26 protein-coding genes and 2 tRNA genes are annotated in these 22,365 nt (G+C 73.8%); 15 read left to right on the top strand and 13 right to left on the bottom strand.

The window, feature by feature from the left end:
- Position 1 precedes the first annotated feature (1 nt).
- On the top strand, positions 2-787 hold the full coding sequence (locus tag FHS88_RS17480) for a xanthine dehydrogenase (protein ID WP_211842378.1): 786 nt from the start codon (positions 2-4) through the stop codon (positions 785-787).
- A 107-nt stretch (positions 788-894) separates the two neighbouring features.
- On the opposite strand, the gene FHS88_RS17475 is transcribed toward FHS88_RS17480, so the two are convergent.
- On the bottom strand, positions 895-1,860 hold the full coding sequence (locus FHS88_RS17475) for a bile acid:sodium symporter (protein ID WP_184486760.1): 966 nt from the start codon (positions 1,858-1,860) through the stop codon (positions 895-897).
- A gap of 443 nt (positions 1,861-2,303) precedes the next feature.
- Between FHS88_RS17475 and prfA the strand changes: the two genes are divergently transcribed.
- The 3 genes from prfA to FHS88_RS17465 all read left to right on the top strand — a co-directional run bounded on the left by prfA (position 2,304) and on the right by FHS88_RS17465 (position 4,945).
- Complete coding sequence (prfA, locus tag FHS88_RS20930) at positions 2,304-3,359, top strand: peptide chain release factor 1 (protein ID WP_246420175.1); 1,056 nt, start codon at positions 2,304-2,306, stop codon at positions 3,357-3,359.
- Positions 3,356-4,231: a peptide chain release factor N(5)-glutamine methyltransferase gene (prmC, locus tag FHS88_RS20925; RefSeq protein WP_338146642.1), complete on the top strand. Its 876-nt coding sequence runs from the start codon at positions 3,356-3,358 to the stop codon at positions 4,229-4,231. The genes prfA and prmC overlap by 4 nt, the downstream gene beginning before the upstream one ends.
- 273 nt (positions 4,232-4,504) lie before the next feature.
- Positions 4,505-4,945 (top strand): DUF4167 domain-containing protein, encoded by a 441-nt coding sequence (locus FHS88_RS17465; RefSeq protein WP_408902426.1) that lies wholly within the window; start codon positions 4,505-4,507, stop codon positions 4,943-4,945.
- A 142-nt stretch (positions 4,946-5,087) separates the two neighbouring features.
- Here the strand turns inward: FHS88_RS17465 and FHS88_RS17460 are convergent, their stop codons facing one another.
- Positions 5,088-5,852 (bottom strand): MOSC domain-containing protein, encoded by a 765-nt coding sequence (locus FHS88_RS17460; protein ID WP_184486758.1) that lies wholly within the window; start codon positions 5,850-5,852, stop codon positions 5,088-5,090.
- 110 nt (positions 5,853-5,962) lie between these two features.
- On the opposite strand from FHS88_RS17460, the gene clpB reads away from it, so the two are divergent.
- Positions 5,963-8,548, top strand: coding sequence for an ATP-dependent chaperone ClpB (clpB, locus tag FHS88_RS17455; RefSeq protein ID WP_184486757.1), 2,586 nt, complete (start codon positions 5,963-5,965; stop codon positions 8,546-8,548).
- A gap of 52 nt (positions 8,549-8,600) precedes the next feature.
- Here the strand turns inward: clpB and FHS88_RS17450 are convergent.
- Positions 8,601-8,687, bottom strand: a tRNA-Leu gene (locus tag FHS88_RS17450).
- 139 nt (positions 8,688-8,826) lie between these two features.
- Positions 8,827-8,901 (bottom strand) — tRNA-Gly (locus FHS88_RS17445).
- A 245-nt stretch (positions 8,902-9,146) separates the two neighbouring features.
- On the opposite strand from FHS88_RS17445, the gene metZ reads away from it, so the two are divergent.
- The 6 genes from metZ to FHS88_RS17415 all read left to right on the top strand — a co-directional run bounded on the left by metZ (position 9,147) and on the right by FHS88_RS17415 (position 13,714).
- Positions 9,147-10,367, top strand: a complete 1,221-nt coding sequence (gene metZ / locus FHS88_RS17440) for an O-succinylhomoserine sulfhydrylase (protein WP_184486756.1) — start codon at positions 9,147-9,149, stop codon at positions 10,365-10,367.
- Between the two features lie 5 nt (positions 10,368-10,372).
- Entirely contained in the window at positions 10,373-10,987 is a 615-nt protein-coding gene (locus tag FHS88_RS17435; RefSeq protein WP_184486755.1) for a LysE family transporter, read from the top strand.
- Positions 10,988-11,050: 63 nt separating this feature from the next.
- On the top strand, positions 11,051-11,464 hold the full coding sequence (apaG, locus tag FHS88_RS17430) for a Co2+/Mg2+ efflux protein ApaG (RefSeq protein WP_184486754.1): 414 nt from the start codon (positions 11,051-11,053) through the stop codon (positions 11,462-11,464).
- A gap of 118 nt (positions 11,465-11,582) precedes the next feature.
- Positions 11,583-12,221, top strand: coding sequence for a GTP cyclohydrolase I FolE (folE, locus tag FHS88_RS17425; protein WP_456306807.1), 639 nt, complete (start codon positions 11,583-11,585; stop codon positions 12,219-12,221).
- Positions 12,222-12,300: 79 nt separating this feature from the next.
- On the top strand, positions 12,301-12,675 hold the full coding sequence (locus FHS88_RS17420) for a helix-turn-helix domain-containing protein (RefSeq protein WP_184486752.1): 375 nt from the start codon (positions 12,301-12,303) through the stop codon (positions 12,673-12,675).
- 19 nt (positions 12,676-12,694) lie between these two features.
- Positions 12,695-13,714: a hypothetical protein gene (locus FHS88_RS17415; protein WP_184486751.1), complete on the top strand. Its 1,020-nt coding sequence runs from the start codon at positions 12,695-12,697 to the stop codon at positions 13,712-13,714.
- Between the two features lie 256 nt (positions 13,715-13,970).
- Here FHS88_RS17415 and FHS88_RS17410 read toward each other — a convergent pair whose 3' ends face one another.
- The 8 genes from FHS88_RS17410 to FHS88_RS17375 all read right to left on the bottom strand — a co-directional run bounded on the left by FHS88_RS17410 (position 13,971) and on the right by FHS88_RS17375 (position 19,667).
- Entirely contained in the window at positions 13,971-14,360 is a 390-nt protein-coding gene (locus FHS88_RS17410; protein WP_184486750.1) for a RidA family protein, read from the bottom strand.
- 147 nt (positions 14,361-14,507) lie between these two features.
- Positions 14,508-15,143: a hypothetical protein gene (locus FHS88_RS17405; RefSeq protein WP_184486749.1), complete on the bottom strand. Its 636-nt coding sequence runs from the start codon at positions 15,141-15,143 to the stop codon at positions 14,508-14,510.
- A gap of 5 nt (positions 15,144-15,148) precedes the next feature.
- Positions 15,149-16,123, bottom strand: coding sequence for an Hsp33 family molecular chaperone HslO (gene hslO / locus FHS88_RS17400; RefSeq protein ID WP_184486748.1), 975 nt, complete (start codon positions 16,121-16,123; stop codon positions 15,149-15,151).
- A 69-nt stretch (positions 16,124-16,192) separates the two neighbouring features.
- The gene (gene argF / locus FHS88_RS17395; RefSeq protein WP_338146640.1) at positions 16,193-17,143 is read right to left on the bottom strand and encodes an ornithine carbamoyltransferase; all 951 of its coding nucleotides are present in this window, start codon (positions 17,141-17,143) and stop codon (positions 16,193-16,195) included.
- Positions 17,140-18,342, bottom strand: a complete 1,203-nt coding sequence (locus FHS88_RS17390) for an acetylornithine transaminase (RefSeq protein ID WP_184486747.1) — start codon at positions 18,340-18,342, stop codon at positions 17,140-17,142. The genes argF and FHS88_RS17390 overlap by 4 nt, the downstream gene beginning before the upstream one ends.
- Before the next feature lie 143 nt (positions 18,343-18,485).
- Positions 18,486-18,722, bottom strand: coding sequence for a hypothetical protein (locus tag FHS88_RS17385; RefSeq protein ID WP_184486746.1), 237 nt, complete (start codon positions 18,720-18,722; stop codon positions 18,486-18,488).
- Positions 18,723-18,864: 142 nt separating this feature from the next.
- Entirely contained in the window at positions 18,865-19,332 is a 468-nt protein-coding gene (locus FHS88_RS17380; RefSeq protein ID WP_184486745.1) for a GlcG/HbpS family heme-binding protein, read from the bottom strand.
- 38 nt (positions 19,333-19,370) lie between these two features.
- Entirely contained in the window at positions 19,371-19,667 is a 297-nt protein-coding gene (locus FHS88_RS17375; RefSeq protein WP_184486744.1) for an excalibur calcium-binding domain-containing protein, read from the bottom strand.
- Positions 19,668-19,898: 231 nt separating this feature from the next.
- Between FHS88_RS17375 and FHS88_RS17370 the strand changes: the two genes are divergently transcribed.
- The 4 genes from FHS88_RS17370 (at position 19,899) to FHS88_RS21155 (ending at position 21,901) form a co-directional block, all read left to right on the top strand.
- A complete protein-coding gene (locus FHS88_RS17370; RefSeq protein WP_184486743.1) occupies positions 19,899-20,522 on the top strand; it encodes a RecX family transcriptional regulator in 624 nt (207 codons plus the stop codon).
- A complete protein-coding gene (locus FHS88_RS17365) occupies positions 20,519-21,226 on the top strand; it encodes an AzlC family ABC transporter permease (RefSeq protein WP_184486742.1) in 708 nt (235 codons plus the stop codon). Before FHS88_RS17370 ends, FHS88_RS17365 begins: the two co-directional genes overlap by 4 nt.
- Positions 21,223-21,525, top strand: coding sequence for an AzlD family protein (locus FHS88_RS17360; RefSeq protein ID WP_184486741.1), 303 nt, complete (start codon positions 21,223-21,225; stop codon positions 21,523-21,525). Before FHS88_RS17365 ends, FHS88_RS17360 begins: the two co-directional genes overlap by 4 nt.
- Before the next feature lie 247 nt (positions 21,526-21,772).
- Positions 21,773-21,901 carry a hypothetical protein gene (locus FHS88_RS21155; RefSeq protein ID WP_272872843.1) on the top strand — a complete coding sequence of 43 codons (129 nt, stop codon included), beginning with the start codon at positions 21,773-21,775 and terminating at the stop codon, positions 21,899-21,901.
- A gap of 25 nt (positions 21,902-21,926) precedes the next feature.
- On the opposite strand, the gene FHS88_RS21150 is transcribed toward FHS88_RS21155, so the two are convergent.
- On the bottom strand, positions 21,927-22,055 hold the full coding sequence (locus FHS88_RS21150; RefSeq protein ID WP_272872842.1) for a hypothetical protein: 129 nt from the start codon (positions 22,053-22,055) through the stop codon (positions 21,927-21,929).
- Positions 22,056-22,365: the final 310 nt, after the last annotated feature.

Below are 22,365 nucleotides of genomic sequence, written 5' to 3'. Positions count from 1 at the left end.
CGTGCTGGTCCTGGGCGCTGGGGACATGGGCTCGGCCGTCGCCCATGCGCTGCATGCGGCCGGCAGGCCGGTGGCGATCCAGGACGATCCCGCCCCCGCCCATCCGCGCCGGGGCATGGCCTTCGCCGATGCGCTCTGGGACGGGTGCGCGACGCTCGCCGGCACACTGGCGCGCCGCGCCGATGACGCGCAGGCGCTGGGCGCGATCCTCGCCGCGCGGGAGGCGATCGCGATCACCGCACTGCCGCTCGAATCCGTGCTCGCCGCGGGGTCCTGGGCGGCGCTGGTGGATGCGCGCATGCGCAAGCGCGCCACCCCGCCCGATCGTCGCGGCCTTGCTCCGCTCGCAATCGGCCTCGGCGTCGGTTTCGTCCCGGGTGGGAACTGCGACATCGCCATCGAGACGAGCTGGGAGGCGCTGGGCCGGGTGCTCCGCAGCGGCGAGGCGCTGCCGCTGCGCGGCGAGCCGCGCGCCATCGCCGGTGTGGGCCGCGAGCGCGCGGTCTATGCGCCCGAGGGCGGCATCGTGCGCACCACCCATCGCATCGGCGACGCGGTGGCCGCGGGCGAGCCGGTGATGGAACTCGGGCCGCATGTGCTGCGCGCGCCGCTCGCGGGCTGCCTGCGCGGCCTCGTGCGCGGCGGCGCCGCGGTGCAGGCGGGGGCGAAGGTGCTGGAGGTGGATCCGCGCGGCGATCCCGCCCTCTGCTTCGGTCTCGGCGAAAGGCCCCGGCGCGTCGCCGAAGCCGTGCGGGAGGCGCTGGCGGAAGCAATCGCCCGGCCCTGACGCGCGCGCGGCTGCCCGCTCATACCAGCGGGGCTGGTGAGGCGGCCGCGCGCGGAACCGAAGCCTGATGCCCTGCGGACAAGGGTGGATCCATTGTCCGCAGGGCATCAGGAGGCGTCGCGGAACAGCCGCGGCACCAGGCGCAGGAAGACCAGCATCCCGAGCAGCTCGACCAGGGACTGCAGCACGATCACCAGCGCCGCGACGCTCCATCCGGCCGGCAGCGCCAGGGCGAGCGGCAGCACCACGAAGGAATTGCGCGTGCCGAGGCTGAAGGCGACCGCCCGGCCCGAGGCCGCCGGCAGCGCGAGGCCGCGCGCCACCAGCAGCCCGAGCGCCAGCGTGCCCGCCAGGAACAGCGCGAACACCGCCGCCACCGCCGCAAGCCCCGCCAGCGCCCCGGCCAGCGTGCCGCCCTGGCCGAGCGCGATCAGGAACACGACGGCGGCCAGCAGCGGCACCGGCGCGGCACCCATGGCGCGCACCAGCCGCGCCGCGGCCGGCGCCCGCTCCGCCCAGCGTTCCAGGAGCCAGGCGAGGGCGAGCGGGAGCGCGATCAGCAGCGCGAAGACCAGCAGCAGCCGCTCCGCCGGCAGCGCGCCGAGTTCACCGGAGCCGAGGAACAGCCAAAGATAGGCGGGCAGCAGCAGCATCTGCGCGAGCAGCAGCAGCGGCACCGCGGCGATCAGCCCGGCCGTGTTGCCGCGCGCGAGATGCGTGAAGGTGATGGACCAGTCCGTGCAGGGCAGCAGCAGGACCAGCAGCACGCCGAGGCGGATCGCCGGATCGGCCGGCACGAGCGGCCAGAGGGCTGCGACCAGCAGCGGCACCAGCACGAAGTTGCCGAACAGCAGCGCGCCCAGCAGCCGCAGGTCCCGAACCCCATCGGCGACATGCGTCAGCGGCACCTGGGTGAAGGTCGCGAGCAGCAGCAGGCCGAGCAGGGGCCAGAGCAGCGCATCCGCCGCGCCCGCAAGGCCCGGCGAAGCGGCCCCGGCCGCAAGGCCCGCAAGCGTCGCCGCGAGATAGAGCCAGACCTGATGGCGTTCGAGCGCCGCGCGGCTGGGGATCATCGCGGCGGCCTGCGACGGCCGCGCAGGCCCGCGGAAGGCGCGCGCGTGAATGGCCCGGCCGCGCGGCAGGCGGCGTGCGGGCGCGAGGCGCGGCGCGGGCAGGCCGCGTGCGGTCCGTCGCACCGGCGCGTATCGGTCACTGGCTCTGGCACGAGAGCGATATGGGCGCCGCGTTCCGGGATTCGAGCCGACGGCGACGGTGTCCGGTCGCGGGAGGGGGGCGGCATCGCCCCCCGCCGTCCTCGCGCATTCCCCCCCCCCCCTGTCGCGCCGGAGCGGACGGGATAGAAGGGCGCCATGCTTGCCTCACCTCATCGCCTGCGAAACTCCGTCGCCACCCCCGGCACTTCCCGTCCCGCCGCGCGGCGCATGGCAGGCGGCCCGGGCGTGGCGCGGCCCGGCGGCGGAGGCGCATCTCATCGCCAGATGCGGGGCCGCCGCGCATGAGCCTGCCGGCCCGCCTCGACCGCCTCCTCGCCCGCGCGGAGGAGTTGCGGCACATCCTCTCCACCGCGCCGGGGGCGGATATCGGCGCGCTCTCGAAGGAACTGTCCGAGCTCGAGCCGCTCGTCGAGAAGGTGAGCGCGTTGCGCGCCGCCGAGCGCGCCCGCGACGAGGCTGAGGCGCTGATGGCCGACCCCGAGATGCGCGACCTCGCCGAGGCCGAATGGCGCGAGCAGAAGGAGCGCGTGCCCGCCCTCGAGCGCGAGATCCGCATCATGCTGCTGCCCCGCGACGCCGCGGACGATCGCAGCGCCATCCTCGAGGTGCGCCCGGCGGCCGGCGGCGACGAGGCCGGCCTCTTCGCGGCGGAACTGTTCCGCGCCTATCAGCGCTACGCGGAATCGCGCGGCTGGCGCTTCGAGGTGCTGGACTACGACGAGAGCGACCTCGGCGGCATCAAGGGCGCCACGGCCGAGATCACCGGCCGCGGCGTCTTCGCGCGCCTCAAATACGAGAGCGGCGTGCACCGCGTCCAGCGCGTGCCGGCGACCGAGACGCAGGGCCGCATCCACACCTCGACCGTGACGGTGGCCGTGCTGCCCGAGGCCGAGGAGGTGGAGGTGCAGATCAACGAGGCCGACCTGCGCGTGGACACCTACCGCGCGAGCGGCGCCGGCGGCCAGCACGTGAACAAGACGGATTCCGCCGTGCGCATCACGCACATCCCGACCGGCATCGTGGTCGCGATGCAGGAGGAGAAGTCGCAGCACAAGAACCGCGCCAAGGCCATGAAGGTGCTGCGCGCGCGGCTCTACGACGCGCAGCGCCAGGCGGCCGATTCCGCCCGCGCCGCGGACCGCCGCTCGCAGGTCGGCACCGGGGACCGCTCCGAGCGCATCCGCACCTACAACTTCCCGCAGGGCCGCGTGACCGACCACCGCATCGGCCTGACGCTGCACAAGATCGACCGCGTGATGCTCGGCGAGTTCGACGAGATCATCGACGCGCTGATCGCCGAGGACCAGGCCGCGCGGCTGGCCGCGGAGGCCTCGTGAGCCGCTGCGCCGATCCGGGCGGGACGGTCGGCGCCTTCCTCTGCCAGGCCGGGCAGGTGCTGCGGGCCGCCGGCATCGAGGCGCCGCGCCAGGAGGCACGCCTGCTGCTGGCCCATGCCATGGCCTGCCGCGAGGCCGACCTGCTGCGCGACCCGCGCGCCACCGTGCCCGAGGCCGCCGCCAGGGCCTTCGGCGCGCTGCTGCGGCGGCGGGCGGCGCGCGAGCCGATGGCGCATCTGACCGGGCGCGCGGGGTTCTGGACGCTCGACCTCGCGGTCTCGCCGCAGACGCTGATCCCCCGCGCGGATTCCGAGGCGGTGGTGGAGGCCGCGCTTGCGGCCTTCGAGTCGCCGGCGGGCATCGCCCGGGTGCTCGACCTCGGCACCGGGACGGGCGCCCTGCTGCTCGCGGTCCTCGCCGAATGCCCCGCGGCCTTCGGCGTGGGCGTGGACCTCGCGCCCGGGGCGGCGGCGCTTGCCGCCCGCAACGCGGCGGCGAACGGGCTGGCCGGGCGGGCCGCCTTCCTGTGCGGGGACTGGGCCGAGGCGCTCACGGGCCGCTTCGACCTCGTCCTCTCCAACCCGCCCTATGTCGAGAGCGCGGCGGTGCCAGGGCTGATGCCGGAGGTCGCCCGCCATGAGCCGGCGCTCGCCCTCGATGGCGGGGCGGACGGGCTCGATGCCTATCGGCGGCTCGTCGCCGCGCTGCCCCGCCTGCTGGCGCCCGGCGGACGGGCGGTGTTCGAGATCGGGGCCGGCCAGCGGGAGGCCGTCGAGGCCCTCGCGCGCGCGGCGGGGCTGGTGCCGCTCGGCGCCAGGCGGGATCTCGGCGGGATCGAGCGCGCCCTGACCCTGGCGGGCCGTCCGGCCTGATCCGGGGGGCGCCGGGCAGGCCGCCGGCCCGGCCGAGAAAGCGTTTGGCGGCCGGGCCGCCCGCCGCTATGGTGGCGCAGCGGTCGGGAATGGGCGGCGCGCCCCTCCCTGCCCGGACCAGGCAAGCAGCGGGCGCCGCCCGCGCCGTGGTCGGGACCGCCAGGACGAAACAACGCCGACCGCCGTTCCGCAGGGCTGGCCCCAGAAGGCCCGCGCTGCGCAGGGCGGAGCGGATGCGGGACAGCGACACACGACACGATGAACATGAAGCGCATGCGCGGCCGCGGCGGCCATCGCCATGGGGGCGGGCAGTTCAGGCACGGCGGCGGCGGAGGCGGCGGCGACCGCCAGCCCCTGAACCGCAACCACGTCTTCGATTCGAGCGGCCCGGACATGCGCCTGCGCGGCACCGCGCAGCAATTGTCCGAGAAGTATCTCCAGCTCGGCCGCGACGCGACCAGCGCGGGCGACCGCGTGATGGCCGAATCCTACTTCCAGCACGCCGAGCATTATTTCCGCATCCTCAACGCCATGAACCAGGCGGCGGCGCAGCACCAGCAGGGCCAGCAGCAGCGCCGCTTCCCGGGCGCGGAGCAGGGCGGCGAGGGCGAAGGCCAGGGCGAGCCCGCCATGGACATGAACGGCCAGGCGGGCGGCGACCTCGCCGAGGCCGAGGCCGGCGAAGCGGCGGGCGAGGCGCGCGAGCCGGCCTGATACCCGCCGCCCGAGGCTCGGGCCCTGACGCCCGGCCTCGGTGTCGGATGTCGCGCGCGGCACCCCCGCGCGCCCTGCCAGCGGCCGGACGGTTCGCCCGATCGCCCGCCGGCCTGACGCCGCGCCGCCCCGGGGTTTCCCTTCAGTCGGCCGGCGCAAGGGCCTCCAGTGCGTCGCCCACCGCGACCCGGCCGCCCTCGATCACCTCGGCATAGACGCCGAGATCGGCATGGCCGAAATGCGCCCGCAGCCAGCGCGGGGGTTCGGCGTCGCGCTCCCCGGTCGCCGGGTTCACCTCGGTGGCGGGGCAGCGGACGATGCGCTTGACCACCCGCAGCTTCGCCTGGCCGAGCATGATCTCCTGGCCGATCCAGTCGAACTCGGCCCAGGGGCTGCCGCCCGAGACATAGACATTGGCGCGGAATCGCAGCGGATCGAGCGGCATGCCCGCCGCCTGTTCGAGCGCGTGCAGGCTGGAGAGGCCGATGATGGAGACGACCTTCCGCGCCACGTCCGAGAAGGAATGGCCGGGCGCCTCGACGAGCCGGGGCGTGCCGCGCGCCTCCTCGCCGAGGAATGCGGCGAGCGCCGCGGCGATGGCCGCGCGCCCCTCCTCCGTGCGGGTGCTGGCGAGCAGCGGCGGATGGCCCGGGATGCGCAGGAGCAGTTCGCCGCTGCGGGCATCGAAGGCGGAATGCACCAGCGCCAGTCTGGCATTGGCCATCAGGCAGCCGAAATTGCGCTTGGGCAGCCAGGCGGGGTTCGCCGGATCGAAGGCGCAATCGCCCTGGGCCAGGGCGAAGCGCCGGTCATCGGGCAGCGTCTCGCCGGGGCTGAGGGCCACCTCCTCCAGGGCTTCCGCCGTGAGGCCCTTCACCGGATAGCGATAGATCGTCTCGATGCGCATGGCGGCCCCTTGAAGCAGATCAAGGACGCATACCACATGGGTGGCCGATAGAGGCGTGCCTGCCGCCCTGATGGGGGCGGGTTCCGCCTGTCCGCTCTGGAGAGGGACGCATGGACATCGAGAAATTCACCGACCGGGCCCGCGGATTCCTGCAGGCCGCACAGACCATCGCCATCCGCGAGTATCACCAGCAGGTGACGCCGGCGCATCTCGCCAAGGCGCTGCTGGACGATGCCGAGGGAGCGGCCAGCGGGCTGATCCGCGCGGCGGGCGGCGACCCTGCGCGCGTGAAGCAGGCCCTGGAGGCGGCGCTGGCGCGCCTGCCGAAGGTCTCCGGCGGCGGCGCGGGCCAGCCGCAATTCACCCCGGACATCGTGCGCGTGCTGGACGCCGCGCAGCAGCAGGCGATGAAGGCCGGCGACCAGTTCGTCGCGCAGGACCGCCTGCTGGTGGCGCTCGCCGCGAGCGAGGGCGAGGCCGGGCGTGCCTTCCGCGAGGGCGGCGCCGATGCCCAGCGCCTCGAGAAGGCGGTGGCCGACCTGCGCAAGGGCCGCACGGTCAGCAGCCAGAACGCCGAGGAGAGCTTCGACGCGCTGAAGAAATACGCGCGCGACATCACCGAGGCCGCGCGGCAGGGCAAGCTCGACCCCGTCATCGGCCGCGACGAGGAGATCCGCCGCTCGATCCAGGTCCTGGCCCGGCGCACCAAGAACAACCCGGTGCTGATCGGCGAGCCCGGCGTGGGCAAGACGGCGATCGTCGAGGGCCTCGCGCTGCGCATCGTCAAGGGCGACGTGCCGGAGGCGCTGAAGGACAAGCGCGTGATGGCGCTCGACCTCGGCGCCATGGTCGCGGGCGCCAAGTATCGCGGCGAGTTCGAGGAGCGCCTGAAGGGCGTGCTGCAGGAAGTGCAGCAGGCCGAGGGCGAGATCATCCTCTTCATCGACGAGATGCACACCCTCGTCGGCGCGGGCAAGGCGGATGGGGCGATGGATGCCTCGAACCTGCTGAAGCCGGCGCTGGCGCGCGGCGAGCTGCACTGCATCGGCGCGACCACGCTCGACGAATACCGCAAGCATGTCGAGAAGGACGCCGCGCTGGCGCGGCGCTTCCAGCCGGTCTTCGTGGGCGAGCCCTCGGTCGAGGACACCATCTCGATCCTGCGCGGCATCAAGGAGAAGTACGAGCTGCACCACGGCGTCCGCATCACGGACAGCGCGCTGGTGGCGGCGGCGACGCTGTCGAACCGCTACATTACCGACCGCTTCCTGCCCGACAAGGCGATCGACCTGGTGGACGAGGCCGCCTCGCGCCTGCGCATGCAGGTGGACAGCAAGCCCGAGGAGCTCGACGCGATCGACCGCGACCTGATGCGGCTGAAGATCGAGCGCGAGGCGCTGAAGAAGGAGAGCGACGCCGCGTCCAGGGACCGGCTCGCGAAGCTCGAGAAGGAGCTTGCCGAGCTCGAGGAGCGCTCGCGCGAGATGACCGCCCGCTGGGAGGCCGAGAAGGCCAGGGTCATCGAGAGCCAGAAGCTCAAGGAGCAGCTCGACAAGGCGCGCACCGAGGTCGAGCTGGCCCAGCGCCGGGGCGATCTCGCCAAGGCGTCGGAGCTGCTCTACGGCACCATCCCGCAGCTCGAGAAGAAGCTCGCCGAGGCGGGCGACGGCGATTCGCGCCTCGTGAACGAGGCGGTGACCGAGGAGGGCATCGCCGCCGTGGTCAGCCGCTGGACCGGCGTGCCGGTCGAGAAGATGCTCGAGGGCGAGCGCGCCAAGCTGCTGCGCATGGAGGACGAGCTGCGCAAGCGCGTGGTCGGCCAGGAGGAGGCGCTGGAAGCCGTCTCCAAGGCCGTGCGCCGCGCGCGGGCGGGGCTGCAGGATCCGAACCGGCCGATCGGTTCCTTCCTGTTCCTCGGCCCCACGGGCGTGGGCAAGACCGAGCTCGTGAAGGCGCTCGCGCAGTTCCTCTTCGACGACGAGCGGGCGATGACCCGCATCGACATGTCCGAGTACATGGAGAAGCACGCCGTCTCCCGCCTGATCGGCGCGCCTCCGGGCTATGTCGGCTATGAGGAAGGCGGCGCGCTGACGGAAGCGGTGCGCCGGCGTCCGTACCAGGTCATCCTGTTCGACGAGGTCGAGAAGGCGCATGACGACGTCTTCAACGTCCTGCTGCAGGTGCTCGACGACGGGCGGCTGACGGACGGGCAGGGGCGGACGGTGGATTTCCGCAACACGATCATCGTGCTGACGAGCAACCTCGGCAGCCAGGCGATCGCGGAACTGCCGGAGAATGCCGAGATCGACGCCGCGCGCCCGGCGGTGATGCGCGCGGTGCGCGAACGCTTCCGGCCCGAGTTCCTGAACCGGCTCGACGAGATCGTGCTGTTCCGCCGCCTCGCGCGCGCGGACATGGCGGCGATCGTGGACATCCAGCTCCAGCGGCTGCTGAAGCTGCTCGAGGACCGCAAGGTGAAGCTGGAACTCGATGCGGCGGCGCGGGAATGGCTGGCGGAGGCGGGCTACGATCCCGTCTATGGCGCGCGGCCGCTCAAGCGCGTCATCCAGCGCAACCTGCAGGACCGCCTGGCAGGCCTGCTGCTGGAAGGCAGCATCCGCGACGGGCAGACCGTGCGCGTCACGGCCTCGCCGGACGGGCTCGAGGTGCGGCCGGACCTCGCGCAGGCGGCCTGACCGGGGCACGGGGGGCCGGCGGGTGGAAGCCTGCCGGCCCCGGCCTGCGCCATGGTGCGGGCGGCCGGTCTCGAACCGGCACTCTGTTGCCAGAAGCGGATTTTAAGTCCGCTGCGTCTGCCAATTCCGCCACGCCCGCGCGGCATGCGGCGGCCCGCAGGCCGCGCGCATGGTGGAATGGGCGTCGCCTGCGCTCAAGATCGGTCGAGGAATGCGCAAGCCGATGCCGCACCGCGTGGCGGCGGCGCGGGGCACGCGGCGAAGCGAGGGCTCGGGGATGGAGCGGGCGATGGGAATCGAACCCACGACATTCAGCTTGGGAAGCTGACGTTCTACCTCTGAACTACGCCCGCATGCCGTCTCGTATAGGCGGGGGGGCGCATCCTCCGCAAGACGGCGGCTTGACCCGGCGGCCGTGCACGGCGTAACGACGGCGCCGGCGGAGACGCCCCTCGCGATTTGTCCGGCCAGCTTGCGGCGAGGTCCCTTCGGGCCGCATCGGCGACGATGCGGAAAACAAGCGCGCTAAACGGCCGCGCGGGCGCCCCTGCCCGCCGCCCGCGAAGGGGCCGGACGCCGATCCGTGAAGGTCCGTCCCATGGCAAAGCCCCGTCCGAACCGCCCGCTCCGCCCCGCGACGCTGCTCGTGCGCGGCGGCCAGATGCGCTCGGGCTTCGACGAGACGGCCGAGGCGCTCTTCCTCACCTCCGGCTTCGTCTACGACAGCGCCGCCCAGGCCGAGGCGACCTTCGCCGGCACCGAGCAGCACTACCAGTATTCCCGCTTCGGCAATCCCACCGTCTCGATGCTCGAAGGCCGCATCGCGGCGCTCGAAGGGGCGGAGGCCTGCCGCTGCACCGCCACCGGCATGGCCGCGGTGCATGCCGCGCTGCTGTCCCACCTCAAGACCGGCGATCGCGTGGTGGCCTCCCGCGCGCTGTTCGGCTCCTGCCACTGGATCGTCTCCACCCTGCTGCCGCGCTACGGCATCGCGACCGAATTCGTGGACGGCGCGGACCTCGCGCAGTGGGAGGCGGCGCTGTCGAAGCCCGCGAACCTCGTGCTGCTGGAAACGCCGTCCAACCCGATGCTCGAGATCGTGGACCTGCGCGCGGTCTGCGACCTCGCGCACCGGGCCGGGGCGATCGTGGTGGTGGACAACGTCTTCGCCACGCCGCTGCTGCAGCGGCCGCTGCAGTTCGGCGCCGATGTCGTCGTCTATTCCATGACCAAGCATTTCGACGGCCAGGGCCGCGTGCTCGGCGGCGCGGTGCTCGGTTCGCGCAAATGGGTCGAGGACACGCTGCAGCCCTTCATCCGCAACACCGGCCCCTCCATCAGCCCGTTCAACGCCTGGGTGGTGCTGAAGGGGCTCGAGACGCTGCACCTGCGCGTGCCGGCGATGTGCCGCTCCGCCGCCGCGGTCGCGGACATGCTGGCCGAGCGCGCCGAGGTCGCGCGCGTGCTCTACCCCTTCCGCGCCGACCATCCGCAGCAGAGGCTCGCCATGGCGCAGATGTCGGCGGGCGGCACGCTGGTCACCTTCGACCTCAAGGGCGGCAAGGAGGCCTGCTTCCGCTTCATGGACGCGCTGCAGCTCATCGACATCTCGAACAACCTCGGCGATTCCAAGTCCCTCGCGACGCATCCGGCGACCACCACGCATATGCGCGTCGGCGCCGAGGAACGCGCCCGGCTCGGCATCACCGACGGGACGGTGCGGCTCTCGGTCGGGCTCGAGGATGTCGCGGACATCATCGACGACCTCAGCCAGGCGCTCGACGCGGCCCATGCCGGCGCGGCCCGGGCGGCGGATTAGGCGGCGTGGCGCTCGACACCTGGCTCGCCTTCCTCGCCGCGACGGCGGTGATGCTCGCCATTCCCGGGCCGACCATCCTGCTGGTGATCGGCCAGTCGCTCGGTGCGGGGCGGCGGGCGGCGCTGCCGCTGGTGGCCGGCGTGGCGCTCGGGGATCTCACGGCGATGACGCTCTCGCTCGCCGGGCTCGGCGCGCTGCTGGCCGCCTCGGCGACGCTGTTCACCGTGCTGAAATTCGCCGGCGCGGCGTATCTGGTCTGGCTCGGCCTGCGGCTGTGGCGCGCGCCGGTCGAGGCCGGGGCGCTGCCGCCCCTCAGCGCGCGCCGCGCCTTCCGCGACGCCTATGTGGTGACGGCGCTGAACCCGAAATCCGTCGCCTTCTTCGTCGCCTTCGTGCCGCTGTTCCTCGACCCGGCGCGGCCCTTCCCGGCACAGGCGGCGGTGCTGGTGGCGAGCTTCGTGACTCTGGCGGCGGCGAATGCGGCGATCTATGCGCTGCTCGCCGCGCGGCTCTCGGGTGCCGTGCGCCGGCCGGGCGTGCGGCGGGCCTTCAACCGCGGCGGCGGCGCGCTGCTGATGGGCGCCGGCGCGGCGACGGCGGCGATGCGCCAGGGCGGCTGAGCATCGCCATGGACAAACGGGGGCCGGAAGGGCTTGACTGGCTCTCCGGGGAGCAACGCCGCCATGGCAAGCAGGGACGAGTTCAGCGCGACCACGCGGAACATCCGCGTCTCGGTGCGCGCCTTCTACCTCGCCGACCAGTCGGAACCCGAGCGTGGTCAGTTCGTCTGGGCCTATCGCGTCGAGATCGCCAATCTGGGTCGGGAGACGGTGCAACTGCTGCGCCGCACTTGGCACATCACCGACGCGCTCGGCCGCACCCAGACGGTCCATGGCGCCGGCGTGATCGGCGAACAGCCGGTGCTCGAACCCGGCGGGCGCTTCGAATACACCTCCGGCACGCCGCTTCCCACCGCCTCGGGCTTCATGCATGGCGCCTATCACATGGTGGTGACCGAAAGCGGCGAGGCCTTCGACGCGGAGATCCCGGCCTTCAGCCTCGACAGCCCGCACCAGCCCTCCGGCCGCTTCCACTGACGGCGGCTTGCGCGCCCCGCGCATGCCCCCACATCCCGGCAAGAGGAAGGCGCCGTCATGCGCCGGCACGGTTCAACGCCCGGCGCCCCGCGCCCTTGGAAAGACGATCCCCGTGAACATCCACCTGCCCGCTTCGAGCCCCGCGGACGACAAGGCCTCCACCCTCCCGCGCCCGACCCAGGACGAGGCCGAGGCGGCCATCCGCACCCTGCTTCTCTGGGCCGGCGACGACCCGAACCGCGAGGGGCTGATCGACACGCCCAAGCGCGTCGCCAAGGCCTACCGCGAATGGTTCTGCGGCTACGAGGAGGACCCGGTCGAGCTGCTCGCCCGTTCCTTCGAGGAGGTCGAGGGCTATGACGAGATGGTCGTGCTGCGCGACATCCGCGTCGAGAGCATGTGCGAGCACCACATGTGCCCCATCATCGGCAAGGCGCATGTCGGCTACCTGCCGAACGGGCGCGTGGTCGGCATCAGCAAGCTCGCCCGCGTGGTCGAGGCCTACGGCAAGCGGCTGCAGATCCAGGAGAAGATGACCGCGCAGGTCGCGAACGTCATCAACGACGTGCTCAAGCCCAAGGGCGTGGCCGTGGTGATCGAGGCGGTGCACCAGTGCATGACGACGCGCGGCGTGCACAAGACCGGCGTGTCCATGGTGACCTCCCGCATGCTCGGCGCCTTCCGCGACGATGCCTCCACCCGGCGGGAGTTCATGGCGATGATCCAGGGCGGCCGCGGCGCGGGCGGGGAGGGCTGAGCCCCGCGCCGGCCGCCAGGGCCCGGCTCGGCCGGGCCCTTTTCTTGACATTGTGATGTCAAGTGTCTAGTTAACACTTGTGAGCAGCGAAACCGGCCCCGCCACGGACGGCCTCGGCGAGCGCCTCCGCCGTGCCCGGCTGGCCCGGGCGGCGGAGGAGCCGCGCCGCTTCTCCGTCCGCGCCGTCGCCGGCCGGCTCGGCGTCTCGGCGGCCTATCTCTCGCTCGTCGAACGCGGCGCGCAGCGGCCGACCGAGGCCTTCCTGCGCGCCCTCGCGGCCGATCTCGGCCTCGATGCCGAGGCGCTGCTCCCGCTCGCGGGCCGGGTGGCGGAGGACGTGACCGCCGCCCTGCTCGCCCGCCCCGCCCTGGCCGAGGCCGTGCGCGCCCTGCGCGACCTGCCCGAGCCCGAACTGCAACGAACCCTCCGCCGCATCCGCGACGGGGACTGGTAACCACGGGAAGGACACCGCCATGGCCCTTGGCCTCGACCGCGACGTGCTGGTCTTCGCGTTCCCCGAGATCCACCCCGACGCCGTGCTGCGGGTGGAGTTCCAGCGCACGCTGCGCGTCCCCGACGATGGCCGTCGGCACTTCCTGCCGCCCGGCCTCGGCCGCTTCCCGCTGCGCGCGGTGGATGACCTCGACCCCGCGCGCCTGCCCGCGGGCTGGAAGCGCCGCGGCGGGGTGGCGATGCCGATGTGGCAGGCCGAGGCGTGCTGGCTGAACTTCTCCTCGCCGAGCGGCTATCCCTTCCTGCTCAAGGTCGCGGCGGGCAAGGTGAACGCCGTCAACGGCAAGCCCTGGGACAATGCGCCGGATTTCGAGGACCAGGACTATGTCGAGGTGCCCGGCCAGCCCTGGCTCGATGGCTTCTGCGTGGAGAAGGGTGTGGTGCGGCAGTTCGTCGCCATGCCGCTCGGCGCGGGCGCGACCGCCGAGGAGCAGATCACCGGCCGGGCCGAGCATGGCGGGGTGCAGTTGCTCGCCCATCCGCTGAAGGCGGCGCTGTGGGAGGCGCGGCTGGCCGAACGGCGGCGCTGGGAAACCGAGGAGTGCACCACCAGCATCATGGCCTCGGCCTCCAGCGTGCGCGCTTGCGTGCTGTCGGACATGGGCCTCGCCCCCGGCGGCTCGATCGTCCAGAGCATCGCCGAGGCGCAGGAGCGGCCCGATGCCTGGGACCTTTCCGCGCGCTCCCGCTGCTTCGTGCATCTGGCCAACAGCCTCGCCTGGCAGGCCATCGCCGGGGAGGCGCCGCCGACCGTCCCGCCCACCGCGGCGGACTACGCCCGCGCCGGGCTGCCCTGGTTCGAATGGTATGGCGACCGTCCCGCCAAGGCGGGTTCGGCGACGCTTGCGGGCCTGAAATCCGTCGTCGCCTTCGGGCAGGAGACGGGGGCCGCGCTGGTGCCGGAGAACGAGGGCTTCGAGCCGCCCGAGCCGGTGCGGCTGGGCCCGCTCGCGCGGTCGCCCCTGGAAGGCCGCTGGTAGGGGGCGACGGGCGCCGTCGCGCGCCGGGCGCGGGATTGGCCCGTTCCGGCCGGCCGCGATGCGATGCCAGCGGCAGGCCGCAGCCGGGTTCCGGCCGCACCCGGCGAGGGTTGCGCGCTCGCGCGCCTGCCTGCGGGGGCCTCGATCCGCCGCACCGGCCCACGCGCGTTTCCTGCGCCTGCCGCTCGCGGGGCTGACGGGACGGCTGCGGCCGGATGCCTGGTGGACGACGGGCCGGAGTCCCCTCCACCCGCGCTCAGGCGACCGCCTCGGCCTCCACCTCGACCTTGAAGGCAGGGCTGGCGAGGCCGGCCACGATCAGCAGCGTGCTGGCCGGGGCGTGGCCCTGCATGAAGGCGTCGCGCTTCGCCCGCCAGGGGCCGATCAGGGCGGCGTCGGTCAGGAACACCGTGACCTTCACGATGTTGGCAGGCCCCATGCCATGGGCCGCGAGCAGCGCGCCGAGATTGGCCAGCGCCTGGTCGATCTGCGCGACCGGATCCTCGACCGTGCTGCCGTCGGGCCGCACGCCCACCTGGCCGGAGAGCACGAGCCGCCGGCCCTCCCCCTCGATCAGGGCGGCCTGCGAATAGCGCGAGGCAGGCTGCGGCGCGCCGGGCGGGTTGGAGAGGCTCACGCGGGACATGGCGGTTCCTTCCTCGGGCTCAGACCCTGCGGACAAAGGATCAACTTTTGTCCGCAAGGTAGCAGGATTTGGTTCCGCGCGCGGCTGCCCCACCAGCCCCGCGCGCCGCGCCAGAGGGCGAAAGGTCAAACCTTTCGCCCGCTGGCATCAGCCGGCAGGCTCGATCACCGGCGCGGGCGTTCCCTCGCCCGGCGTCCCGGCGGGCGCCGCGCCGGGCGGGGGCAGGATCAGCGCGCGCAGGTTGCGGCGGAGCTGGAACTCGAACTCGACATTCAGCTCGTCCCCGGCCTGGCGCACGACCTCCTCGGCGGCGCGGGCGCGCTCGGCCGGGCTGCCCATGGGGCGCACCGCGGTGCGGCGGACCTCGGCCTCGGCGAAGCCGGCCGGGCCGCCCTCCTCGGTCAGGACCTCGAGGCGGCAGCGCATGATGCAGGTGATGCGCTCGCTGCCGGAGGTGAAGACGCCGCCGGCCGCGGTGGTCTCGCGCGTCAGCGTCGCGGCCCGGGTCAGGAAGCGGGCATGGCCGGGCCCGCCGGCCGCGGAGAGCCGGTCCTCGGCCATGATCCGCACCACCTCCGCCGGGGCGAGCGGCGCGGGCGGCATGGTGCGCGTGGCGGCCGGGTCGGTCGGGGGGATGACCTCGATGCGCGCGACGGCAAGGCGCAGCGGGGTCAGATGGGCATAGGAGGGCGGGCGCGCCGGTGCCGGCGGCGGTTCCTGCCGCCCGCCGCAGGCGGCGGTGGCGAGAAGGGCGCCGAGCGCGGCGCGTCGCGGCAGCGCCATGGCCCTCAGCCCTGCGCCGCGCCGCGGATCTCCGCGCGGTCGAAGCGGAAGCCCAGGTTGCAGAACTCGCAGGTCATGGTGATGGTCCCCTCCTCGGCCATGTGGTCGAGGTCCTCCGCCCCGAAGCCGGACAGCACGCCCGCGAGCCGCGCGCGCGAGCAACGGCAGCCGTAGGAGAGGGCGCGGGCGCGGTCGAGGGCAAGCCCCTCCAGCGCGAAAAGCCGGTGCAGCAGCCTCTCCCCGGGCAGCGCGTCGTCGAGCAGCTCGGCATCGGTGAGGGTGGCGGCGAGCGCGACGGCGGTGCGCCAGGCCTCGTCCTGCGCCTCGGCATCCATGCCGGCAGCGATGCCGCCTTCGCCCGCAACCCGTTCGAGGATCAGCGCGCCCGCGCGCCAGCCCGCCGGGGTCGGGGCGCAGGCGAGGTGGACATGGGTCGCGAGCTGTTCCGAGGTGCGGAAATAGCTGCCGGTCATGGCGGTGAGGCTCTCGCCCTCGATCGCGACGATGCCCTGGTAGCGGTCCATCTCCGGGCCCTGGTCGCAGGTGAAGGCGAGGTATCCCTTGCCGAGCAGCCGGGCGGCGGAGGGCGAGGCCTCCTCCTCCAGCAGGGCGGCGAAGCGCGCGGCATCGGGCCGCGCATAGCCGCGCAGCGCCCCGCCATCGGTGCAGTCGGCGAGCAGCATGGGCACCGGCCCGTCGCCCTTGGCCTGGAGGGAGAAGGAGCCGCGGAACTTCAGCGCCGCCGCGAGGCCGGCCGTCAGCGCCAGCGCCTCGCCGGCCAGCCTGGTGACGGCGGGGTGGTTCTCGTGCCGGGTCAGCAGCGCATCGGCGAGGGGCCCAAGCCGCACCAGCCGCCCGCGCACCGGCTTATGGTGCAGGTGGAAGGGCTGCACGCCGCGCGGCACCACGAGATCGGGCACCGGCGGGCGGTCATGGTTGAGGAAGTCGGGCGTGCGGGAAGGATCGGTGGGGCTGGACACGGGACCTAGATAGGGCAGGCCGGGGGCGGCAGCGAGGGGGCGCCGCCGCGTTCCCTCCGGGGCGCGGCTTCAGCCGCCCGCGAGCGCCCAGAGCAGCACGCCCTTCTGCGCGTGCAGCCGGTTCTCTGCCTCGTCGAACACCACCGATTGCGGGCCGTCCATCACCTCGTCGGTGATCTCCTCCCCGCGATGGGCGGGCAGGCAGTGCATGACGATGGCATCCGGCGCGGCCTTGGCCAGCAGCGCGGCGTTGAGCTGATAGGGCGCGAGCAGGTTGTGCCGCTGCGGCGCCCGGCCCTCCTTCTCGTCCGACATGGAGACCCAGGCATCGGTGACGACGCAGCGCGCGCCCTTCACCGCCGCGGCGGGGTCGTTGGTCAGCTCGATGCGCGCGCCCTGCCCGCGGGCCCATTCGATGAGGGCGGGCGGCGGGGCGAGCTCCGGCGGCGTCGCGATCCGCAGCGTGAAGTCGAAGCGCGCCGCGGCCTGGATGAAGGATTGCGCGACATTGTTGCCATCCCCCGTCCAGGCCACGACCTGGCCGGCGATGGGGCCGCGATGTTCCTCGAAGGTCATCACGTCGGCCATGATCTGGCAGGGGTGGGAGACGTCCGTCAGGCCGTTGATCACCGGGATGGTCGCGTGTTCCGCGAGCTCGCGGATCTTGCGCACGTCGTCGGTGCGCAGCATCACCGCGTCCACGTAGCGCGAGAGGACGCGCGCGGTGTCCTTCGGCGTCTCGCCGCGGCCGAGCTGCATGTCCCTCGAGGACAGCACGACCACATCCCCGCCGAGCTGGCGGATGCCGACCTCGAAGGAGACGCGGGTGCGCGTCGAGGGCTTCTCGAAGATCAGCGCCACCGTCTTGCCGGCGAGCGGGCGGCCCGTCACCTCCCCGCGCTTGGCGCGGGCGCCGAGGTCGAGCATGCGCCGCAGCGTGGCGGCGTCGAAATCCATGATCTCGAGGAAGTGGCGGGGGGCGCTCGGCCCCCCGCTGACAGGCTTCAGCACGGCACTCACTGCGCCGCCACCTTCGCGGTCGAGGGCGTCATGCGGCGGCAGGCGCGGTCGAGCAGCTCCACCGCCTCGTCCGCCTCGGCCTCGGTGATGATGAGCGGCGGCGCGAGCCGCAGCACGTTCATCCCCGCCGCCACCGTCAGCAGCCCCTCCGCCACCGCGGCGGCCTGCATGTCGCCGTTGCTGACCTCCGGCTTGAGCTTGAGGCCGACGAGAAGGCCGCGGCCGCGCACGCCCTCCACGACGGAGGGGTGCTTCGCCGCGAGGCCTTCGAGGCCGCGCCAGAGATGCGCGGCGACGCGCTGCACGCCCTCGAGGAAGCCCGGCGCCAGGATGACGTCGAGCACCGCGTTGCCCGCCGCGCAGGCGAGCGGATTGCCGCCATAGGTCGAGCCATGCGTGCCGGGCTTGAGGTACTGCGCGACCTTCTCCTTCGCGAAGACCGCGCCGAGCGGGAAGCCGCCGGCGATGCCCTTGGCCGCCGACATGACGTCGGGCTCGATCCCGGCCCACTGATGGGCCCAGAGCTTGCCGGTGCGCCCCATGCCGGACTGCACCTCGTCGAGCGCCATCAGCAGCCCGTATTCGTCGCAGACCGCTCGGATCTCCTGCAGGAAGCGGTCGGGGCAGGGGCGCACGCCGCCCTCGCCCTGCACCGGCTCGATCATGATGCCGGCGGTCTTCTCGCTGATGGCCGATCGCAGCGCGTTCATGTTGTCGAAGGGCACGTGCTGGAAGCCGTCCACCGGCGGGCCGAAGCCGGCGAGGTACTTCTCGTTGCCGGTCGCGGCCAGCGTCGCCAGCGTGCGGCCGTGGAAGGCGCCCTCGAAGCAGATGATCTCGTAGCGCTCGGGGTGGCCGGTCTCCGCGTGATACTTGCGGACGGCCTTGATCATGCCCTCGTTCGCCTCCGCACCGGAGTTCCCGAAGAACACGCTGTCGGCGAAGGAGTTCTCGACATGCCGCGCGGCGAGGCGCTCGGCCTCCGGGATGCGGTAGAGGTTCGAGACATGCATCACCCGCGCCGCCTGCTCGGCGATGGCCTTGGTCAGGTGCGGATGGGCGTGGCCGATGCTGGAGGTGGCGATGCCCGCGCCGAAATCGAGGAATCGTCGCCCGTCCACCGTCCACAGGCGCGCGCCCTCGCCCCGCTCGAAGGCGAGGTCGGCGCGGTTGTAGGTCGGCATCAGGGCGGGGATCACGGGAAACCACTCTCCGCTTGCTTCCCCCGCGCGGGCAGGCGCGACCATCGCGGTGCCGGCGCGAGGGAAAGCGAGGACAATGCCGGAAACGGCGCGGCTGCGAAAGGCCGCACGGCGGGGCCGGGCCAGCCGTGGCTGAATCGTCACGCCCGAGCGGCACGGCCGCGCGACCCCATGCCCGCGCCTCGGAGGCCGGGTGCGTCCGGGTAGCGGCGTGGCGCCGGCTGCGCGCCGGCCGCGCGTTCGAGCGCCGTGCCGGCGGGTTTGCTGCGCCTGCCGTCGCGCTGCTGCGCAGAGGCGCCGGACGTGTTGGTGCCGAGCACCCGGTCGGTGGCGCCGCCGAGCGTGCTGCCCGGCGGGTCACCTTGCTGGCGGTCCATCACGTCGCGGGCGGCGAGGCCGCCGGCGAGGACCGGCGCCGCGGCGGGGCGGGGCCGGAGGGTGAAGCGCCTCGCGATCGTCCTTCCGGTTGCGCTGCCGATGCCACGCCGCTCACGCTTCCGGGGTTGTGCCGCCGTCCCCTCAGGCCGGGTCGCCCGTGTCGGCGAGCAGGCCCGCGGCCTCGATGCCGGCGATGCAGCATTCCTCGTCCTTGGGCGAGGCATCGCCGCTGATGCCGACGGCGCCGAGCAGCACGTTGTCGGTGTCGCGCACCAGCACGCCGCCCTGCACGGGCACCGCCCTGCCGCCGGTCAGGTCCGACAGCGCATTGGTGAAGCCCGGCACCGCCTGGGCGCGGCGGGCGAGTTCCCGCGTGCCGAAGCCCATGGCGAGCGCGCCAAAGGCCTTGCCCGTCGCGATCTCGGGCCGGAGGATCGAGGCGCCGTCCTCGCGCTTGGCCACCTTCAACTGCCCGCCGGCATCGAGCACCACGACGCAGAGCGGCAGCAGACCGAGCGCGCGGCCCTTGGCGAGCGCGGCATCGGCGATCGTCTCGGCCTGGGCGAGGGTCAGGCCGTTGATCGCGGCCGGATGGGCGGGCTGGGGCATGGGCGTCTCCCTTGGGCGGTTTCCCCGCCGATAGGGGTTCAGCGGCGGCGTGTCGAGCCGCGCCCCTGGCCGCAGAGCCGCTCGCAGGGCACGGCGTCCTGGTCGCCGTCGAGCCTGCGCAGGCCGCAGACCTGGAAATGGAACATCGCCTCGGCGCAGCTCGTCATCTGCGTGCAGTATCGCTTGGTGCCGCAGGCGAAGCCGGAGGCGGGCGGCGGCTCGCGGCGCGGCGCCGGCTGCGCCGAGGCGGCGCCGGCGGCCGTCAGCGCCACCGCGATGGAAAGGAAACAGGCGCGCGCCATCGCCGTGGCATGGCGCGCAAGGCGTCGGTCCATGGGGCGATGCTAGGCCGGGCCGCGTCATCGTGCGTGGTGGAAGATCCGTTGCCGATTTGCGCGTGAGGGTTGGCCTTAGCGACCGGGTCGTGGTGGCCGCGTGCCCGTTTCCCGCGGTGGCGGGGCGCGATCCGCCTCGCGCCCGGGGGGGGCGGGGTGGCCGCGGCCCGCTCCGGCATACCGCCGCCGCCCGATCTCGCCGCCCGCCGCCGGCCGTGCCAGAAGGCGGGGATGTCCCAGCACGAGCACAGTGGCGCGCCGCGCAGCCCGCGGGTGCGGCACCCCGCCGGCGAGGCCCCGACCGAGGCGCGGCTGCGCGAGGCCGCGCTCGCGCATCTCGCGCGTTTCGCCGCGACCGAGGCGGGGCTGCGGCGGGTGCTCGAACGGCGCGTGGAGCGCTGGGCCCGCGCCGCCGAGGCCGAGGGCCGGCCGCGCGAGGCCATCGCCGCCGCCGCCGCCGCTGCCCGCGCCGCTGCCGCGCGGGTGGCGCGCGCCATGGTCGCCGCCGGCGCGGTGGACGACGTCGCCTTCGCCGAGAGCCGCGCGCGGCGGCTGATGCGTGCGGGGCGCTCGCGCCGGGCCGTCGCCGCGCATCTCGCCGCGAAGGGCGTGGATGCGGAAACCAGCGCCACGGCCATTCCCGCGGACGAGGAGGCCGAGCTCGACGCCGCCCTCGCCTATTGCCGCCGCCGCCGCATCGGCCCCTTCGCGCGCGCGCCCGAGGATGCCGAGGCGCGCCGCAAGGCGCTCGCCGCGCTCGCCCGCGGCGGCTTCGCCCAGGCGGTGGCGCGGCGCGCGCTCGCCATGGCGCCCGAGGCGGCGGAGGAGCGCCTGCTGGCGGCGCGGCGGGCATGAGCGGCAGCGCCGTCGTCTTCACGCGCAAGGGCGTGCTGCGCGGCGCGCGCGATGCGGTGCCGCTCGTCATCGGCACCTTTCCCTTCGGCCTGGTGGTGGGCGTGATCTCCGACGCCAAGGGGCTTTCGCTGCTTGAGACGCTGCTGATGTCGGCGCTGGTCTTCGCCGGGTCCTCGCAGCTGCTGGCGCTGGAACTCTGGACCGATCCCGCGCCGGTCGCGGCGGCGACGGTGGCGGCGCTGGTGGTGAACATGCGCCTCGCGCCGATGGGCGCGGCCCTCGCGCCCTGGCTCGACCGGCTGCGCGGGCTGCGGCTGTGGGGCACGCTCTCGACGCTGGTGGACCATTCCTACGCGCTCTCGGCGGCCGAGATGCGGCGCGGCGGGCGCGATGCGGGCTACCTGCTCGGCGTGGCGCTGGCGCTGTGGTGCTTCTGGCTGGTCGCGGTGGGCGTGGGGCATGTGGCGGGCGCGGTGGTGCGGCTGCCGCCGGGCCATCCGCTGTATTTCGCCGCCATCGCGACCTTCTGCGCCATCCTGGTCCCGGTCTGGCAGGGCGTGCGGCGGGACCTCGCGCCGTGGCTGCTGGCGGCGGCGCTGTCGCTGGCGGCCTGGTGGCTGGGCCTTGCGGCGCCCTGGCCGCTGCTGGCGGGCGCGCTCGGCGGCGCGGCGCTCGGGGCCTGGCTCGAGATGCGGCGGCGATGACGCTGCGCCTCGATGTCCTGCTCGCCATCCTCGGCATGGCGCTGGCGACCTATCTCTGCCGCGCCGGGGGGTATGCGCTGTTCCGCGCGGTGCGGCCGCCGCGCTTCGTCGAGGTGATGCTGCAGCACCTGCCGGGGCCGATCTTCGTCGCCTATGTCGCGCCGGCGCTGGCGACACACGGAAGCAAGGGCTTCCTCGCGGCGCTGGCGGTGGTGGCCGCGCAGGCGGCGACGCGCAACCTGGCGGCGGCGATCGCCGCCGGGGTGGCGGCGATATGGCTGCTCGGGCTGGTGATCTGACGGCAGGGGGAGAAGGGTCCGGCCTCGGTTTCCCGACACGGCCTTGCCTCGGGCGCGCGGCCGCCCGCCAGCCCGGCGCGCGCCCCGGATGGTCGCGGGAGCCGGCCTCGCGCGATGACCGCGGCAGGCGGATGCCCTGCGATCGGAACGGCGCGAAATCGGGTGCATGCGCCCCTTGCCCGGGGGCGTAGCCGAAGGGGGATGTCCGGATTGAAACCGCCCACCGGCCGCGCGCTGCCGGGCGCGGGTGACCTCCACCATCCAGCATTCGGTGCCCGAGGCCGCGATCAGTGCCAGGGTGACGGTCTCGGGCGCCTCCTCCTCGGCATCCGGCGCGACGAATACCCCGATGTCGGGGCTCGCCCAGCCCGCCTAGCAAGGTGAGCATGCAGCGGCCGGGCTCACCAGGGGCTGGCGGCGAAGGTGCCGCCACTCGTCGCGGCGATGAGGACGATGTCGCCAGGCGAGGCGGTGCCGCCGTTCTCGAGGGTCACGACGGTGGGGTAGGTGAGGTCACCGCTCCTCTCCACCACGATGAGCAGGACGCTCTGCGGCGTGACGCCGCTCGTTCCTGCCCAAGCGTCGTGCTGGCATCAAGGCTACGGAAGGCGATGGCGGGGAGCACCTCGTCGTTGAGGAACGCCCCCGGAGGCCGAGGCGATGCCCCCACACGCCGTTCGCGACGGCCTTCGTCAGTTCGGGCCGCACCGTCTCCTCCCCCGGAGGCGTGTGGTTGCCGACGGCGAAGACCTCGATCACCTGCCCGCTCGCGCCCACGGCGATGGTCGCCGCGTGGAGGGCGGCACTGCCCTCGAGCACGCCGCCAATGCGCGCCGCGCC

Origin of the sequence: Neoroseomonas alkaliterrae, assembly GCF_014199195.1 — a bacterium.
GTDB lineage: Bacteria > Pseudomonadota > Alphaproteobacteria > Acetobacterales > Acetobacteraceae > Neoroseomonas > Neoroseomonas alkaliterrae.
The sequence above is the reverse complement of the archived record's forward strand: the minus strand, read 5'-3'. Positions and strand labels throughout refer to the sequence as shown.